Here is a 17,352-nt window from a genome sequence, read left to right on the forward strand (position 1 = left end):
TCCCCCCTTCATACGCGTGACTGTGCGTAATCGTCGCGCTGCGCTGGGGAAGTCACCGGTATAGGTGAGCGGGATATCCACAACCGGTGAGTTGTCCACAGTTTTTCACCAAGATCCACACGATTTCCCGCGCCGCCGCACGGTGATTCCCCACGAGTTCCGCGATGACCGCGGATGCGAGAGCGCGTCATGGGACGCGCCGGAGAAGGGGAGGGACCGTGACCGGACGCGAGACATCCGATTGGCCACAGGCCGCCGCCACCGCCGCCACGACACCGGGCGGGCCTTTGATTGCCACCGAGGACGAGGACCTGCTCGACGATCTGCTGCGTTTGTGCGCGGCGGCCGGAGCGATGCCCGAGGTCTGCCACGGGACGCCCGCCCAGCGCGGGACATGGGACCGGGCGTCCCTGGTGCTGGCCGGCGGCGACTGCGCCGGCCGGTTGGCCGCCCTCCCGCACCGCGAGGACGTGGTGCTCGTCGGCCGGGAGCCCGCCGACCCGGACCTCTGGCGGCGGGCTGTCCTCGTCGGCGCCCGGAACGTCGCGCTGCTGCCGGACGAGGAGGGCTGGCTCGTCGACCGGATCGCCGACTCGGTGGAGGCCGCGGACAAACCGGCACTCACCGTCGGCGTGATCGGCGGCCGGGGCGGCGCCGGAGCCAGCACGCTGGCCTGCGCCCTCGCCATCGGGGCGGCCCGGACCGGGCGGCGGACGATGCTGGTCGACGCCGACCCGCTGGGCGGCGGCCTCGACGTCCTGCTGGGCGCCGAGCGGGTCGACGGGCTGAGATGGCCCGCGTTCGCGGGCTCCCGGGGCCGGATGGCGGGCAGGGCCCTGGAGGAGGTGCTGCCCGAGCCGCACGGGCTGCGCCTGCTGAGCTGGGACCGCGGCGACTGCGAGGTGCCGCCCGAGGCCGTGCGCGCCGTCCTGGCGGCCGCTCGCAGGCGCGGCGGCGTGGTGGTCGTGGACCTCCCGCGCGGAACTGACGGCTCCGCCGTGGAGGTCCTCCGGCAACTGGACCTGGGCCTGCTGGTGGTCCCCTCCGAACTGCGCGCCGTCGCCGCCGCCCATCGCGTCGCCTTGGCGATCGGCCTGATGATGGGCGACCTCCGGCTGGTCGTCCGGGGCCCGTGCGGCCCCGGGCTCGACGGCGAGGAGATCGCCCGGCTGCTGGACCTTCCGCTCGCGGGTGAGGTCCCACGGGAACCCGGCCTGGCCGCGGCGCTGATCGCCGGACGCCCGCCGGGCGGAGCCGAGCGGGGCCCGCTGGCCGCCTTCTGTGCGGAGTTCTGGAACCGCGCCCTGCCCGAGGGACCGGAGGTGCCGGCGTGAACACCGCGCTGCTGGACGCCGTACGGCTCCGACTGGCCGGCACGGGGGCCGAACCCACGCCCGCGCGGGTCGCCGAGGCCCTGCGCGAGGAGGGCCGGCTCCTCGGCGACGCGGAGGTGCTGGGTATCGTCTCCCGGCTGCGCTCCGAACTCGTCGGCACCGGACCGCTGGAACCGCTCCTCGCCGAACCGGACGTCACCGACGTCCTCGTCACCGCGCCCGACCGGGTCTGGGTGGACCGCGGCGCCGGACTGCGCAGGACCGACGTCTCCTTCCCCGACGCCGCGTCCGTCCGCCGGCTGGCCCAGCGCCTCGCCGCCGTCGCCGGGCGGCGACTGGACGACGCCCGCCCCTGGGTGGACGCCCGGCTGCCCGACGGCACCCGGCTGCACGCCGTCCTGCCCCCGGTGGCGGTCGGATCGACCTGCCTCTCCCTGCGCGTCGTCCGGCCCCGGGCTTTCACGCTGGACGAACTGGCCGCGGCCGGCACGCTGCCGCCCAGCGGGCAATGGCTCCTCCGGGCCGTGCTGGACGCCCGCCTCTCCTTCGTGATCAGTGGCGGTACGGGGTCGGGGAAGACCACGTTGCTCTCCAGCCTGCTGGGCCTCGTCGCCCCGGACGAACGGATCGTCCTCGCCGAGGACTCCGCGGAACTGCGACCGGACCACCCGCACGTGGTGCGGCTGGAGAGCCGGCCCGCCAATCAGGAAGGCACCGGGCGCGTGACCTTGCGGGACCTGGTCCGGCAGGCCCTGCGCATGCGGCCGGACCGGCTCGTCGTCGGCGAGGTGCGCGGCCCGGAGGTCACCGACCTCCTGGCGGCCCTCAACACGGGGCACGAAGGTGGGTGCGGGACCGTGCACGCCAACGCCGCCGCGGACGTACCCGCCCGCCTGGAGGCTCTCGGGTCCACGGCGGGGCTGGACCGGGCGGCGCTGCACAGCCAGTTGGCTGCGGCGCTGTCGGTGGTGATCCATCTGGTGCGGGGCCGTGACGGCCGCCGCAGGGTCGCCGAGGTGCACGTCCTGGACCGGGATCCGGCCGGGTTCGTGGCCACCGTGCCGGCCGCGCTGTGGGGGCCCGGCGGCTTCGAACGCGCGGCGGGCTGGGACCGGTTGATGGCACTGTGCGGGCGCGGCGGGTACGTACCGGGACACCCTGGTCCGCAGGCGGACGCGGACGGGGGTCCGTCATGACGACGCCCGGAGTGATGACGCAACCGGCGTTCGTCACCACGCTGTTCTTCTGCGCCGCCCTGATGGCCTGGTCCCTGGCGCGGCGCGGACAGGAGCTTCGGCGCGCGAGGGCCGTGCTCGCCGCGAGTGGCCACTTCGGGGCCTGGGATCCCGGCCTGCCGGCGCGAATCCGTGCGGGAGTCTCCCGGCTGACGGAAGTGGTAGGCCGGAAGCGGGAGTTGCTGTGCCTCCCGGTGGGGTGCGTGGGCGGCCTGTGGGGCGACTCGTTTCTTCCGCCGCTCGCCGCGGTGGTGGCCGTGCCGCTGGTGAGACGTCGGCTGGAGGCCCGGACCCGCCGACGTGCCCGCGATCGGCGCTCAGAGGCGGTGATCGAGCTGTGCGGGGCGGTGGCGGGTGACCTTCGGGCGGGACGTCAACCCGGCGAGGCGGTGCGGGCGTTCGATGGCGCAGCCTTGGAGCCGGCCTGGGCCGCGGTGCCGGCGGCCGCACGCTTCGGCGGCGACGTACCCGCCGCGCTGCGGGCGGTGGGGCGGCAGGAAGGCGCGGAAGGACTGGCCGGAGTGGCCGCCTGCTGGCAGGTCGCGGTCGACGGCGGCGCGGGGCTCGCGGCCGGCCTCGAACGGGTCGGGCACGCCCTGTCCGTCGAGCGCGACCAGCGGGAGGAACTCGCGGCGCAGTTGGCGGGCACGAGATCCACCGCGGTGATGCTCGCCCTGCTGCCCGCCGTCGCCCTGGCCATGGGGGCCGCACTCGGCGCCGAGCCCCTGCGGGTCCTGCTGCACACACCGGCCGGCATCGGCTGCCTGGCCCTCGGCGGACTCCTCGAAAGCGCGGGCCTGGCCTGGACGCGGCGCATCGTGCGCGCCGCGGCCGGGGGAGGGGAGGGCGCGTGACCGGGACAGACGGAGAGGGGGCGCTCGGGCCGGCGATCGCGCTGGCTGCCGTCCTGGCGGTCACCGCGTCCGGCGCGGTGGCGGTGCTGCGCGCGGCACATCGGCGAGGTGCCGCCCGGCGGCGTCCGACGCGGCTCCTCGCGGCGGCCGGGCGGGACGGTGGCCCGCGAGGGGCCGCCCGGCTCCGGTCGTGGCTGACGAAGCCGGTCGTCACCGGTCGGGCGCTGCCGGCGATCGCGGTGGGCGCCTTGGGGCTCCTTCTGATCGACGGCGCCGGGGGCTGGGCTCTCGGCCCGGTGGCCGCCGGCGGCATGTGGTGGTGGCGAGGGAAAACAGCACGGTCCGCCGCGGCGCGTGCGGCCCTCCCGGCGGAGGGCGCGCTACGGCAACTGCCCCTCGCCGCCGACCTGCTGGCGGCGTGCCTTGCCGCCGGGGCCGGTCCTGGGGAGGCGGCCGAAGCGGTCGGCGGCTCGCTCGGCGGCCCGGTCGGTGAGCGGCTGGCCCGGTCGGCCGCCGAGATCCGCCTCGGCGGGGATCCGGCGGTCGCCTGGGGACGGCTCGGCGAGCTGCCGGGCGCCCGGGGGTTGGCCCTCTGCCTGGAACGGGCGCAGGCGACGGGAGTTCCGGCGGTGGACACGATGGCGCGGCTGGCGGGCCGGCTGCGGGCCGCGCACGGCCGTACGGCGGCGGCGAGGGCGAGACGCGCGGGCGTGCTGGCCACGGCTCCGCTGGGGCTCTGCTTTCTGCCGGCCTTCCTGGCGGTCGGGGTCGTGCCCATGGTGATCGGCCTGGCGAGCGGGCTCCTGACCCGCGGGTGAACGGACAAGTACGCAGGTGAACCGACAAGTGCGACGGAATCGAACGTCGGAGAGGAAGACGGTGGACGTGATGACGAACCAAGGGGCGGGGACGGACATGCGGTGGTGGACACGGATCCGGTACCGGGCGAGGTCGGCGGCGGAGGCCGGCATGACGACGGCCGAGTACGCGGTGGGCACGCTGGCGGCCTGCGCGTTGGCGGCGGTCCTCTACAAGGTGGTCACCAGCGGCGCGGTGAGCGCGGCGCTGCAGGGCCTGATCGTGAAGGCGCTCCATGCGACGTTCTGACGAGGGTCAGGTCACCGCGGAGGCCGCGCTGGTCCTGCCGGCGCTGGTGTTGGTCGGCATCGCCCTCATCTGGGGGTTGGTGGCCGCCTCGGCCCAGCTCCAGTGCGTCGACGCCGCGCGGGCCGGGGCCCGTGCGGCGGCCCGCTCCGATCCCGGCCCCGCGGTGGTCGCCGCCGCGCGATCGGCGGCTCCCGCCGGCGCCCGGGTGGCACTGACGAGGGAAGGAGACCTGGTGAGAGTGCGGGTGGAGGCCCGGGCGGCCGGCCCAGGACCGCTCGCGGTCCGGCTCGACGGAGAGGCGGTGGCCCTTGCGGAGGAGACGGTGGGCTGACCGGGAGACCGGCCGGGAGCGGGGCTCCGCCTCCGTCTGGACGGCGGTCGCCGTCACGGCGCTCTGCGCGGTGTTCCTGGGCCTGTTGGCCATGAGCCAGGCCGTACTGGCCCGGCACCGGGCCGGCGGCGCGGCGGACTTGGCGGCCCTGGCCGCCGCCGACCACGCCCTGCTCGGGCAGGAGGCGGCCTGCGGCTTCGCCCGCCGGGTCGCCGAGGCCCAGCGGGCGGCCGTGGTCGGGTGCCTGGTGACGGGTGAGATCGCCGAGGTCGCGGCCGAGGCGGGGGCGGGTCCGTACACCGTCCGGGTCCGCTCACGGGCGGGCCCCGCCTCGGCGGCGGGAGCCCGGGCGGACGCGGCGCCGCTCGGCGGAGCGGTGGGGAGGTGGTCGTGAGGGCGGCCGCCGCGACCGTCTTCGAGACGACCGGAGCGCCGTCCGGTGACTCGGCTACGGCTTGTCGCGCGCCTCGGGTGGACCACCCGCCTGGGGAGCGTCGGCCGTCGCCGGATGGGCCGCTGATGACCCGTCCGCCGCCGGATCGCCCGTCGGGTCCTCCGCCGGCTTCGGTGCGTCGGCCAGGAGGCGGGTGAGGAGGCGGATCGCGGCTCGCTTGTCGAGGGGGTCGTTCCCGTTGCCGCACTTGGGTGACTGGATGCACGAGGGGCAGCCGGTGTCGCACTCGCAGGAGGCGATGGCCTCGCGGGTGGCGGCGAGCCAGCGGGCGGCCGTGTGGAAGGCGCGCTCGGCGAAGCCGGCGCCTCCCGGGTGGCCGTCGTAGACGAAGACGGTGGGCAGGAGCGTGTCGGGGTGGAGGGGGACGGAGACGCCCCCGATGTCCCAGCGGTCGCAGGTGGCGAAGAGCGGCAGCATGCCGATGGAGGCGTGCTCCGCGGCGTGCAGGGCACCGCCGAGGGCCTCCTCGGGGATGCGGGCGTCGTCGAGCTGGTCCTCGGTGACCGTCCACCACACGGCCCGGGTGCGCAGGGTGCGGGGCGGCAGGTCCAGCTTGGATTCGCCGAGGATCTCGCCGGTGATGAGCCGGCGTCGGAGGAAGGAGACGACCTGGTTGGTGACCTCGACCGAGCCGAAGCAGAGCCGTGCGTCCCCCCAGGGGATCTCCCGGCCGGTCTCCAGGATGGAGATGGCGGTGGTGTCGCGTGCGGTCGTGGAGTAGGGCGGGTCGGCCTCCTCGACCAGGGCGACGGAGTCGTCGAGGTCCAGGTGCCGGACGAGGTAGCTGCGGCCCTGGTGGAGGTGGACCGCGCCCTCGTGGACGGTGGTGTGCGCGGCGGAGGCGTCCACGGTGCCCAGCAGCCGTCCGGTGCCCTCCTCGACTACCTGGACGGGCCGTCCGTCCTCGCCGCGGATGCCGGTGAGGTCCGCGGCGCGTTCCCGGCGGGTCCAGTGCCAGGCGGAGCCGCGGCGGCGCAGCAGCTTGCGGAGTTCCAGCCGGGTGAGCAGGCCGCTTGTCTCGGGGCCGAAGAGTGACAGGTCGGCCTCGGTGAGCGGCATTTCCTCGGCCGCCGCGCACAGGTGCGGCGTCAGGACGTACGGATTGTCCGGGTCGAGGACGGTGGCCTCCACGGGCTGTCGGAACAGGGCGTCCGGGTGGTGCACGAGGTAGGTGTCCAGCGGGTCGTCGCGGGCGACGAGCACGGCGAGGGCGCCCTGGCCGCGGCGGCCCGCGCGGCCGGCCTGCTGCCACACGGAGGCGCGGGTGCCGGGGTAGCCGGAGAGGACGACGGCGTCGAGCCCGGCCACGTCCACGCCGAGTTCCAGGGCGGTGGTGGCGGACAGGCCGAGCAGTTCGCCGGTGTGGAGGGCGTGCTCGATGGCGCGCCGCTCCTCGGGGAGGTAGCCGCCGCGGTAGGCGGCGACACGGGAGGGGAGGGAGCGGTCCACGGCCGCCAGGCGTTCCTGGGCTATCAGGGCGATCAGCTCGGCGCCGCGCCGGGAGCGGACGAAGGCGACGGTGCGGACGCCCTGCACGGCGAGGTCGGTGAGCAGGTCGGCGGTCTCGGCGGTGGCGGTGCGGCGTACCGGGGCGCCCCGCTCGCCGTGGAGTTCGGTGAGCGGCGGCTCCCACAGGGCGAAGACGAGCTCGCCGCGCGGGGAGGCGTCGTCGGTGATCTCCACCACGGGCACACCGGTGAGGCGGGTCGCCGCGGCGGCCGGTTCGGAGGCGGTGGCGGAGGCGAGCAGGAAGACGGGTTCGGAGCCGTAGCGGGCGCAGAGCCGGCGCAGCCGGCGCAGTACCTGGGCGACGTGGGAGCCGAAGACGCCGCGGTAGGTGTGGCACTCGTCGACCACGACGTAGCGCAGGGCGCGCAGGAAGGAGGCCCATCGGGGGTGGGAGGGCAGGATCGAGCGGTGGAGCATGTCGGGATTGGTGAGCGCGTAGTTGGCGTACTGGCGCACCCATTCGCGTTCCTCGAACGGCGTGTCCCCGTCGTAGACGGCGGGCCGGACGGCCTTGCCGAGGGGCGCGGCGAGTTCTCGTACGGCCCGCCGCTGGTCGGCGGCGAGCGCCTTGGTGGGGGCCAGGTACAGGGCGGTGGTGCCGCGGCCGTTGGGGGCCTCGGAGCCGTCCAGCAGGGTGCTCAGCACGGGCGCGAGGTACGCGAGGGACTTCCCGGAGGCGGTGCCGGTGGCCACCACCGCGGATTCGCCGCGCAGCGCGTGCTCGGCCATGAGCGCCTGGTGCACCCAGGGCCGGGCGATGCCGGCGGCCCGGATGGCGTCGGCCACTTCCGGCCGGATCTTCTCGGGCCAGGCGGCATGACGTCCGGGACGAGGGGGCAAGTGCTCCGTATGAGTGATGCGTGCAGCCCGGCCTGCCCCGGTGGCGAGTCGGTCGAGGACCGCCCGGGGAGCGGGATGTACGCCCGCCTCCGGCGGGAGTTGATCGTGGGCCATCGACATCGAGTGTGTCACTGGCGTGACGGACAATGGCGGCAAGGCGTCGTGCGCGCCTGCCGGTAAGTGATTGAATGCCATCGCGGCTGCCGATCCATGGGGGGCGACCGCTCGATGCAAGGTGCTGGAGGATCCGTGGACCTGTCCCTGTCGACCCGGACCGTTGGCGACCGTACGGTTGTCGAGGTGGGTGGCGAGATTGATGTGTACACCGCGCCCAAGCTGCGTGAGCAGCTGGTCGAGCTTGTCAACGACGGCAGCTACCACCTCGTCGTGGACATGGAGCGGGTCGACTTCCTCGACTCGACCGGTCTCGGCGTGCTGGTCGGCGGCCTGAAGCGGGTGCGGGCGCACGAGGGCTCGCTGCGCCTGGTCTGCAACCAGGAGCGCATTCTCAAGATTTTCCGTATCACCGGTCTGACCAAGGTGTTCCCGATCCACACCTCGGTCGATGACGCGGTGCAGGCGACCGACTGACGGTCGTCTGACGATTTCGGTACGCGGGGGTGCCGGGCCGAGCCGCTCGGTTCCTCCGTGATGTCGCCCTGCCCCGGAGGCGAGGGGGAGGGCACGTACGACTGAGGGGGATGGGATGGCCACCGTCGAACTGCTCTTCAGTGCCCTTCCCGAGCACGTCCGCACCGCCCGCCTGGTGGCGGCGGCGGTGGCGCGTCGGGCGGGTGTCGACGAGGCCGTGCTGGACGAGGTGCGGCTGGCCGTGGGCGAAGCCTGCTCGCGCGCCGTCGGCCTGCACCGGAACGGCGGCATCACGTCCCCGGTCCGGGTCCGGCTCACGGAGGACGAGAAGAAGTTCTCCATCGAGGTGGGCGACGACGCGCCGCACCCGGTCGTGACGGAGGTCGTGGTGGGCGGCACCACGGTGACGTCGGCCGCCGAGCACGACGACGCCGGCGCGGAGGGCGAGGACGACATGGGCCTCGCCGTCATCAGCGGTCTGGTCGACGACGTCGAGGTCTCCGCCGACGAGAACGGCGGCGTCATCCGGATGAGCTGGCCGACGACCCCGGCGGCCGTTCTGCCGTAGCTCCGGGTCCGCCGTTCGGCCCAGGGCGGGCTGCCGGATCCGCCGTAGCCGTGGGCGATGGCGGAATTCCCTTGTCTACTCGCGCGTTTCTGTCGGATTTCCCTGCCCGCGGGAGCCGGATTCCGCCGGCCCGACAGGCCGGGTCCGGGGCTGGAAATGCGCGGGAGGCATTTCCGGATCTTCACCGGGCGGCCCGTCGAGTGTACGGATCTTCCACGGATTCTCCACCGGAGAAGACTCATTCCGTTTGTGGCGCCCTGTTGTGCCCTCGTCATGCTCCCTACAATCCGTCCATCTTGAGCTCAGGACGCCTGAGCGTGGTGGCCGTCCCGTGTGAACGGTCCGGTCGCGCGCCCATGTGCCAAACGTCAAGGAGGACGAATGGCGGGGCCCTTCACCCCTGAACAGGTGGTCTTCACTCAGAACCTCGCGGTTGAGCTCACCGGCGGCAACCGCGTCCTCGTGATCGTCATCGCGGCCGTGGCACTCGCGGCGCTCGTGGTGGCCGTGGTGTTGGTGCGGCAGGTGCTGGCGGCCGGAGAAGGCACCGAGAACATGAAGAGAATCGCCGCGGCTGTACAGGAAGGCGCCAATGCCTACCTGGCGCGGCAGTTGCGGACGCTCGGCGCGTTCGCGGTGGTCGTGTTCTTCCTCCTCATGCTTCTTCCGGCGGACAACTGGTCCCAGCGTCTGGGGCGTTCGGCCTTCTTTCTGGTCGGTGCGCTTTTCTCCGCGGCCACCGGCTATATCGGCATGTGGCTCGCGGTGCGCAGTAATGTGCGCGTGGCCGCCGCGGCACGGGAGGCGGCGCTCACTTCCGCGAATTCCCCCGCCGGTTCCCCTGCTGGTTCCCCTGCCGGTTCCGCGACCGGTCCGGACGCGGGAAACCTCGTGAACGCCGCGGGGACGGATGCCACGACGGCGTCCCACCGGGCCATGAAGATCGCGTTCCGCACCGGCGGCGTGGTCGGCATGTGCACCGTCGGCCTCGGCCTGCTGGGCGCCTCCTGCGTCGTACTGGTCTACGCGGCCGACGCGCCCAAGGTGCTGGAGGGCTTCGGCTTCGGAGCGGCGCTGCTGGCCATGTTCATGCGGGTCGGCGGCGGTATCTTCACCAAGGCCGCCGATGTGGGTGCCGACCTGGTGGGCAAGGTGGAGCAGGGCATTCCGGAAGACGACCCGCGCAACGCCGCCACCATCGCGGACAACGTGGGCGACAACGTCGGCGACTGCGCGGGCATGGCGGCCGACCTGTTCGAGTCGTACGCCGTGACCCTGGTCGCCGCCCTGATCCTCGGCAAGGCGGCCTTCGGCGACGCCGGCCTCGCGTTCCCCCTCCTCGTCCCCGCGATCGGCGTGCTCACCGCCATGATCGGCATCTTCGCGGTGGCGCCCCGCCGCGCCGACCGGAGCGGGATGACGGCCATCAACAGGGGCTTCTTCATCTCGGCCGTCATCTCCCTCGCGCTCGTCGCGGTGGCCGTCTACACCTACCTGCCGTCCAGTTATGCGGACCTGGACGGCCTCGGCGACCCCTCCATCAGCGGCCACAGCGGCGACCCGCGGGTGCTGGCGCTGGTCGCGGTCGCCATCGGCATCGTCCTGGCGGCCCTCATCCAGCAGCTCACCGGCTACTTCACGGAGACCGGCAGGCGTCCGGTGCGCGACATCGGCAAGACCTCGCTCACCGGCCCCGCGACCGTCGTCCTCGCGGGCATCTCGGTGGGGCTGGAGTCGGCGGTCTACTCCGCCGTGCTGATCGCCCTCGGCGTCTACGGGGCGTTCCTGCTGGGCGGCACGTCCATCATGCTCGCGCTGTTCGCCGTCGCCCTCGCCGGCACCGGCCTGCTGACCACGGTGGGCGTCATCGTCGCGATGGACACCTTCGGCCCGGTCTCTGACAACGCCCAGGGCATCGCCGAGATGTCCGGGGACGTGGAGGGCGCCGGGGCGCAGGTGCTCACCGAGCTCGACGCGGTGGGCAACACCACCAAGGCGATCACCAAGGGCATCGCCATCGCCACGGCCGTCCTGGCCGCGTCCGCGCTCTTCGGCTCGTACCGGGACGCGATCGGGACGGCGGTCCAGGACGTGGGGGCCAAGGGCACCGAGATGAACCTCAGCCTGGACATCTCGCAGCCGAACAACCTGGTCGGTCTGATCCTCGGGGCGGCCGTCGTCTTCCTCTTCTCCGGTCTCGCCATCAACGCCGTGTCCCGCTCGGCGGGTTCGGTGGTGTACGAGGTGCGGCGGCAGTTCCGTGAGCACCCCGGGATCATGGACTACACCGAGAAGCCGGAGTACGGCCGGGTGGTCGACATCTGCACCAAGGACGCCCTGCGGGAGCTGGCCACCCCGGGATTGCTGGCGGTCATGGCGCCCATCGCGGTCGGTTTCGCCCTGGGCGTCGGCGCGCTCGGCTCCTACCTGGCGGGCGCGATCGGCGCCGGCACGCTGATGGCCGTGTTCCTGGCCAACTCCGGTGGCGCCTGGGACAACGCCAAGAAGCTGGTGGAGGACGGCCACCACGGCGGCAAGGGCGGCGAGGCGCACGCGGCCACGGTCATCGGCGACACGGTCGGCGACCCGTTCAAGGACACCGCGGGTCCGGCCATCAACCCGCTGCTCAAGGTGATGAACCTGGTGGCGCTGCTCATCGCGCCCGCGGTGGTGAAGTTCTCCTACGGCGCCGACGCGAGCAGGCCGTTGCGCATCGGCGTGGCGGTGCTCGCCGCGCTGGTGATCGTCGTCGCCGTGTACGTGTCGAAGCGGCGGAGCGTCACCGTCGACGGCGGCACCGACCGGTCGGCCCAGTCGACCGATCCGGCGGTGGTGTCCTGACGGCGGGCGCGGCGGAAGCGCGGGCGGGACGGTCGCCCCGTATGCCGGACGGTGTGTCACCGGCCGTCCGGCAGGGCGCCGTCCCGCTCGCCCGCGGTCCGTCCGGCCTGCGCTCCGGCGCGGCGAACGCCACATCGAGATTGCCGTAAATGGCGAGGTAGGAGGTCATATGGGATGCTCGGCTCGCGGGCCGTGCCGGCGGGACGTGTAAGTTCCGGGGCCGAGAGCCATCGAAGGGACCGAACCGGTGAACAAGAAGCTTTTGGCCGCACTGTCCGGCGGGGCGGCGCTCGTCCTGGCGCTGACGGGATGCGACGGCGGCGGCGAGGACAAGGGCAAGAAGCTCGACGACTGGGCCAAGAAGGTCTGCGACACGATGCAGCCCCAGGTCAAGAAGATCCAGCAGGCCAACGCCTCGATCACCTCCGTGCGCACGGAGGAGGACTCGAAGAAGGTCCAGCGGACGGACTCGGCCGCCTTCCAGGCCAACGTCGACGCCTACAACGCCCTCGCCCAGTCCGTGCAGAACGCGGGCGCGCCGCCCGTCGACGACGGCCAGGCCAACCAGGAGGACGCCGTCCGGGCGCTCAAGGACCTCTCCGCGTCGTACAAGACCCTGAAGACGAAGGTCGACGCGCTCAACACGTCCGACCGGGCCAAGTTCTCCGAGGGGCTCAAGAACATGGCCGCGGACCTCGGGAAGCTGAGCGGCAAGAGCGGCGAAGCGCTCAAGAAGTTCCAGTCCGGCGAGACCGGTCAGGCGATGGCGAAGCAGGAGTCCTGCAAGATCCCGGCGGCCACGCCGCCCGCGCAGGTCTGACGCCGTCGCGGGAACGGGCCGTCGTCGCGGGGGCGGGCTGTCACGGATTGTCAGTGGCGCCCCCGACAATGGTCCCGTGAGTACGCTGCCTTCCGCCGACGCCCCCTTCGAGTCCGCGCGCACCGCCCGGCTGCGCGACGCCCTGCTCGCCGCCGCCTTCACGGCCGACGGCCTGCTCGAACTGCTCGGCGCTCCCGCCTACGCCGCGCTCGCGCGCAGCGAGACCGTCCCTGCCCTGCGCGCCACCCGGGGGGACGGCCCGCTGGAGACCCTGGTCCGGCTCTTCCTGCTGCAGCGGTCCGTGCCCGCCGCGCGGGCCGCCGCCGCGCTGCCCCTGGAGGACTGCCTCGCCGACGGCTGGCTGGTCCGGGACGGCGACGCCGTCCGGGCGAGCGTCGACGTGCGCCCCTACGGCGGCCCGGAGGGGCAGGACTGGTGGATCGTCTCCGACCTGGGCTGTGCGGTGGGCGGCGCCGGCGGCATCGCCGGGGGCGGGGCGGGCCCGTCCGGTGTCGACCGCTCGGAGCTCGTCCTCGGCGTGGGCGGCGCCTCCACCACGCTCGCCGGCATCACGGTCCGTACGCCGGTGGGGAGCGCCCTCGACCTAGGCACGGGCTCCGGCATCCAGGCGCTGCACGCGGCCCAGCACGCCGGCCGCGTCACCGCGACCGATCTGAACCCGCGCGCCCTGCGCTTCGCCCGGCTCACGCTCGCGCTCTCCGGCGCGCCGGAGGCGGACCTGCGCCAGGGCTCGCTGTTCGAGCCGGTGGCCGACGAGACGTACGACCTGATCGTCTCGAACCCGCCGTTCGTGATCTCTCCCGGCGCCCGGCTCACCTACCGCGACGGCGGCATGGGCGGGGACGACCTCTGCCGCACGCTGGTGTCCCGGGCGGCGGACCGGCTCAACGACGGCGGCTACTGCCAGCTGCTCGCCAACTGGCAGCACGTCGAGGGGGAGGACTGGCGGGAGCGGCTGTCGTCCTGGGTCCCGGCCGGCTGCGACGCCTGGATCGTGCAGCGGGAGGTCCAGGACGTGGCCCAGTACGCCGAGTTGTGGCTGCGGGACGCTGGGGACCACCGCACCGCCCCCGAGGAGTACGCGGCGCGGTACGACGCGTGGCTCGCGGAGTTCGAGGAGCGGCGGACGAAGGGGGTCGGGTTTGGCTGGATCACGCTGTACAAGTCGGGGGCCGAGCGGCCCTCGGTGATCGCCGAGGAGTGGCCGCACCCGGTGGAGCAGCCGCTGGGCGAGAGCATCCGCGCCCACTTCGAGCGGCAGGCGTTCCTGCGGACGCACGACGACGCGGCGCTGCTGGGCGCGCGTTTCCGGCTCGCCCCGGAGGTCGTCCAGGAGCAGGTCGGGCTGCCGGGGGCGGAGGACCCGGAGCACGTGGTGCTGCGGCAGAACCGGGGCATGCGCCGCGCCACCAAGGTGGACACGGTGGGCGCCGGGTTCGCCGGCGTCTGTGACGGGACTCTCAGCGCGGGCCGGATCCTCGACGCCATCGCCCAGCTCGTCGGCGAGGACCCGGTGCTGCTGCGTGACCGGACGCCGGAGGCGATCAGGCTGCTGGTGGAGCAGGGCTTCCTGGAGCCCGAGCGGGGGTGAGACGGGCGGCGGCCGCGGGGCGGCCGACCGTATATGACCGAAAGAGAGCGGTTGGCCGAAAGTGGCGGGAAGGAAGGATGAGAAAGGCCGGGTCATGACGGAGTCCGCTCGGAGCGTGCCCGGAATGCTCCGTCCGCCCTCACCCGGTCGAAACGCCGGATGGTGATGTTGATCGCCTCGTGAGGCGTGTCCCGTATCGTCCGGATACCGTCGCCTCAGTGCGGTCGGAGGCGCGATCCTCCTGATGGTGTGACGGTCCGGGCGGCAGACAGGACGCTTGTCGGGTTACCGTTCGAGTGGCGTTGCGGGCTTTCCCCGTTTGACACGGGGGCGGGATGTACCGTCACACTCCGCAGCGTCACCGCAACTCCCATGCCGATTGCGACCGGAAGAAGAGCGAAGTTGTCCCCGACCAGCGAGACCGCACAGGGCGGCCGCCGACTCGTCATCGTCGAGTCGCCTGCCAAGGCGAAGACGATCAAGGGCTACCTCGGCCCCGGATACGTCGTCGAGGCGAGCGTCGGGCACATCCGTGACCTGCCGAACGGGGCCGCCGAGGTCCCGGCGAAGTACAAGGGCGAGCCGTGGGCCCGCCTGGGCGTGAACGTGGACGCGGACTTCCAGCCCGTCTACGTCGTCAACGCCGACAAGAAGGACCAGGTCAAGAAGCTCAAGGAACTGCTGGCCGAATCGGACGAGCTCTTCCTCGCCACCGATGAGGACCGCGAGGGCGAGGCCATCGCCTGGCACCTGCAGGAGGTCCTCAAGCCGAAGGTCCCGGTCCGCCGGATGGTCTTCCACGAGATCACCAAGGACGCGATCCAGGCCGCCGTCGCAAACCCGCGCGAGCTGAACAAGAAGCTCGTCGACGCCCAGGAGACCCGGCGCATCCTCGACCGCCTCTACGGCTACGAGGTCTCGCCGGTCCTGTGGAAGAAGGTCATGCCCCGGCTGTCCGCCGGACGGGTGCAGTCCGTGGCGACCCGGCTCGTCGTGGAGCGGGAGCGCGAGCGGATCGCGTTCCGCTCCGCCGAGTACTGGGACCTCACCGGCACCTTCTCCACCGGCCGCGGCGGTGACGCCGCCGAGCCCGGCACCTTCGCCGCGCGGCTGTCCTCCGTGGACGGCCGGCGGGTCGCCCAGGGCCGCGACTTCGGCTCGAACGGGCAGCTCAAGGACGCCGCCCAGGTGCTGCACCTGGACGAGGCGAACGCCCGCGCGCTGGCCGCCGCCCTCGCCGACACCTCGTTCGCCGTGCGCTCGGTCGAGTCCAAGCCGTACCGCCGCTCCCCGTACGCCCCCTTCCGCACCACGACCCTCCAGCAGGAGGCGTCGCGCAAGCTGGGCTTCGGTGCGAAGGCGACCATGCAGGTGGCGCAGAAGCTGTACGAGAACGGCTTCATCACCTACATGCGTACGGACTCCACGACGCTTTCCGACACGGCCGTCACCGCCGCCAGGGCGCAGGTCACCCAGCTCTACGGGGCCGACTACCTGCCGGAGAAGCCGCGCACCTACGCGGGGAAGGTCAAGAACGCCCAGGAGGCGCACGAGGCCATCCGTCCTTCGGGTGATCGTTTCCGCACTCCCGCGGAGACCCGCCTGACGGGCGACCAGTTCCGGCTGTACGAGCTCATCTGGAAGCGGACCGTCGCCTCCCAGATGAAGGACGCGGTGGGCAACTCGGTCACCGTGAAGATCGCGGGACGCGCCTCCGACGGCCGGGACGCCGAGTTCAGCGCCTCCGGCAAGACGATCACCTTCCACGGCTTCATGAAGGCGTACGTCGAGGGCGCCGACGACCCGAACGCCGAGCTCGACGACCGCGAGCGCCGGCTGCCGCAGGTCACCGAGGGCGACGCGCTGACCGCCGATGAGATCACCGCCGACGGCCACGCGACCAAGCCCCCGGCCCGCTACACCGAGGCGTCGCTGGTCAAGGAGCTGGAAGAGCGCGAGATCGGCCGTCCGTCGACCTACGCCTCCATCCTCGGCACCATCCTCGACCGCGGCTACGTCTTCAAGAAGGGCACCGCGCTCGTCCCGTCCTTCCTGAGCTTCGCCGTGGTCAACCTGCTGGAGAAGCACTTCGGCCGGCTCGTCGACTACGACTTCACCGCCGCCATGGAGGAGGACCTCGACCGCATCGCCCGCGGCGAGGCCCAGGCCGTGCCGTGGCTGCGCCGCTTCTACTTCGGCGAGGGCTCGGGGGAGGTCACCGGCCGTGCCGCCGAGGCGGGCAACGGCGACGGCGACCACCTCGGCGGCCTCAAGGAGCTGGTGACCGACCTGGGCGCGATCGACGCCCGGGAGATCTCCTCGTTCCCCGTCGGCGAGGGCATCGTGCTGCGCGTGGGCCGATACGGGCCTTACGTTGAAAGAGGGGAGCGCGGCGCGGAAAATCACCAGCGCGCGGACGTTCCCGAGGACCTGGCGCCGGACGAGCTCACCGTGGCGTACGCGGAGGAGCTGTTCGCCCGGCCGAGCGGCGAGTACGAGCTGGGCACGGACCCGGAGTCGGGCCACCCGATCGTCGCCAAGGACGGCCGCTACGGGCCGTACGTCACCGAGGTGCTGCCCGAGGGCACGCCGAAGACCGGCAAGAACGCGGTGAAGCCGCGGACGGCGTCGCTCTTCAAGTCGATGTCCCTCGACACGGTCACCCTCGACGACGCGCTGAAGCTGATGTCGCTGCCGCGTGTGGTCGGCACCGACGCCGAGGGCGTGGAGATCACCGCGCAGAACGGCCGCTACGGCCCGTATCTGAAGAAGGGCACGGACTCGCGCTCCCTGGAGACCGAGGACCAGATCTTCAACATCACGTTGGAGGAGGCCCTCGCGATCTACGCGCAGCCCAAGCAGCGCGGGCGGGCCGCGGCCAAGCCGCCGCTGAAGGAGCTGGGCACCGACCCCGTCAGTGAGCGTCCGGTGGTCGTCAAGGACGGCCGCTTCGGCCCGTACGTCACGGACGGCGAGACCAACGCCACGCTGCGCCGCGACGACGACGTGGAGACGATCACGCCGGAGCGCGGCTACGAGCTGCTCGCGGAGAAGCGGGCCAAGGCGCCGGCCAAGAAGACCGCGAAGAAGGCGGCCAAGAAGGCTCCGGCCAAGAAGACCGCCGCGAAGAAGACGACGACCGCCAAGAAGACGGCGGCGAAGAAGACGACGACGGCCAAGTCGGCCGCCACGAAGAAGACGGCGGCCAAGAAGACCGCCGCCAAGACGGCGGCCGCGGCCCCGGCGGAGTAGGCGG

Annotated in this window: 14 protein-coding genes; 13 read left to right on the forward strand and 1 reads right to left on the reverse strand. The window is 73.0% G+C overall.

The window, feature by feature from the left end; all coding sequences use genetic code 11:
• Nucleotides 1–218 precede the first annotated feature (218 nt).
• The 7 genes from ssd (at nucleotide 219) to JNW98_RS02340 (ending at nucleotide 5,255) form a co-directional block, all read left to right on the forward strand.
• Complete coding sequence (ssd, locus tag JNW98_RS02310; RefSeq protein WP_223766338.1) at nucleotides 219–1,334, forward strand: septum site-determining protein Ssd; 1,116 nt, start codon at nucleotides 219–221, stop codon at nucleotides 1,332–1,334.
• The gene (locus tag JNW98_RS02315; protein ID WP_223766339.1) at nucleotides 1,331–2,530 is read left to right on the forward strand and encodes a TadA family conjugal transfer-associated ATPase; all 1,200 of its coding nucleotides are present in this window, start codon (nucleotides 1,331–1,333) and stop codon (nucleotides 2,528–2,530) included. The genes ssd and JNW98_RS02315 overlap by 4 nt, the downstream gene beginning before the upstream one ends.
• The gene (locus tag JNW98_RS02320) at nucleotides 2,527–3,423 is read left to right on the forward strand and encodes a type II secretion system F family protein (protein ID WP_223766340.1); all 897 of its coding nucleotides are present in this window, start codon (nucleotides 2,527–2,529) and stop codon (nucleotides 3,421–3,423) included. Before JNW98_RS02315 ends, JNW98_RS02320 begins: the two co-directional genes overlap by 4 nt.
• The gene (locus JNW98_RS02325; protein ID WP_223766341.1) at nucleotides 3,420–4,241 is read left to right on the forward strand and encodes a type II secretion system F family protein; all 822 of its coding nucleotides are present in this window, start codon (nucleotides 3,420–3,422) and stop codon (nucleotides 4,239–4,241) included. The genes JNW98_RS02320 and JNW98_RS02325 overlap by 4 nt, the downstream gene beginning before the upstream one ends.
• A gap of 70 nt (nucleotides 4,242–4,311) precedes the next feature.
• Nucleotides 4,312–4,530, forward strand: a complete 219-nt coding sequence (locus tag JNW98_RS02330; protein WP_223766342.1) for a DUF4244 domain-containing protein — start codon at nucleotides 4,312–4,314, stop codon at nucleotides 4,528–4,530.
• A complete protein-coding gene (locus JNW98_RS02335; protein WP_223766343.1) occupies nucleotides 4,517–4,861 on the forward strand; it encodes a TadE family type IV pilus minor pilin in 345 nt (114 codons plus the stop codon). The genes JNW98_RS02330 and JNW98_RS02335 overlap by 14 nt, the downstream gene beginning before the upstream one ends.
• Complete coding sequence (locus tag JNW98_RS02340; protein WP_223766344.1) at nucleotides 4,839–5,255, forward strand: Rv3654c family TadE-like protein; 417 nt, start codon at nucleotides 4,839–4,841, stop codon at nucleotides 5,253–5,255. The genes JNW98_RS02335 and JNW98_RS02340 overlap by 23 nt, the downstream gene beginning before the upstream one ends.
• Nucleotides 5,256–5,309: 54 nt before the next feature.
• Here the strand turns inward: JNW98_RS02340 and sftH are convergent, their stop codons facing one another.
• The gene (gene sftH / locus JNW98_RS02345) at nucleotides 5,310–7,859 is read right to left on the reverse strand and encodes a DEAD/DEAH box helicase (protein ID WP_223766345.1); all 2,550 of its coding nucleotides are present in this window, start codon (nucleotides 7,857–7,859) and stop codon (nucleotides 5,310–5,312) included.
• A 54-nt stretch (nucleotides 7,860–7,913) separates the two neighbouring features.
• On the opposite strand from sftH, the gene bldG reads away from it, so the two are divergent.
• The 6 genes from bldG (at nucleotide 7,914) to topA (ending at nucleotide 17,348) form a co-directional block, all read left to right on the forward strand.
• A complete protein-coding gene (gene bldG / locus JNW98_RS02350) occupies nucleotides 7,914–8,255 on the forward strand; it encodes an anti-sigma factor antagonist BldG (RefSeq protein ID WP_004939779.1) in 342 nt (113 codons plus the stop codon).
• Between the two features lie 115 nt (nucleotides 8,256–8,370).
• Entirely contained in the window at nucleotides 8,371–8,823 is a 453-nt protein-coding gene (locus JNW98_RS02355; protein ID WP_223766346.1) for an ATP-binding protein, read from the forward strand.
• Nucleotides 8,824–9,204: 381 nt separating this feature from the next.
• Nucleotides 9,205–11,664: a sodium-translocating pyrophosphatase gene (locus tag JNW98_RS02360; protein ID WP_223766347.1), complete on the forward strand. Its 2,460-nt coding sequence runs from the start codon at nucleotides 9,205–9,207 to the stop codon at nucleotides 11,662–11,664.
• Nucleotides 11,665–11,911: 247 nt separating this feature from the next.
• On the forward strand, nucleotides 11,912–12,484 hold the full coding sequence (locus JNW98_RS02365; RefSeq protein ID WP_223766348.1) for a small secreted protein: 573 nt from the start codon (nucleotides 11,912–11,914) through the stop codon (nucleotides 12,482–12,484).
• 76 nt (nucleotides 12,485–12,560) lie between these two features.
• Complete coding sequence (locus JNW98_RS02370; RefSeq protein ID WP_223766349.1) at nucleotides 12,561–14,096, forward strand: DUF7059 domain-containing protein; 1,536 nt, start codon at nucleotides 12,561–12,563, stop codon at nucleotides 14,094–14,096.
• A gap of 402 nt (nucleotides 14,097–14,498) precedes the next feature.
• On the forward strand, nucleotides 14,499–17,348 hold the full coding sequence (gene topA / locus JNW98_RS02375; RefSeq protein ID WP_223766350.1) for a type I DNA topoisomerase: 2,850 nt from the start codon (nucleotides 14,499–14,501) through the stop codon (nucleotides 17,346–17,348).
• The last annotated feature ends 4 nt before the right edge of the window (nucleotides 17,349–17,352 follow it).

Source organism: Streptomyces huiliensis, from assembly GCF_020037025.1.
Classification (GTDB): domain Bacteria; phylum Actinomycetota; class Actinomycetes; order Streptomycetales; family Streptomycetaceae; genus Streptomyces; species Streptomyces huiliensis.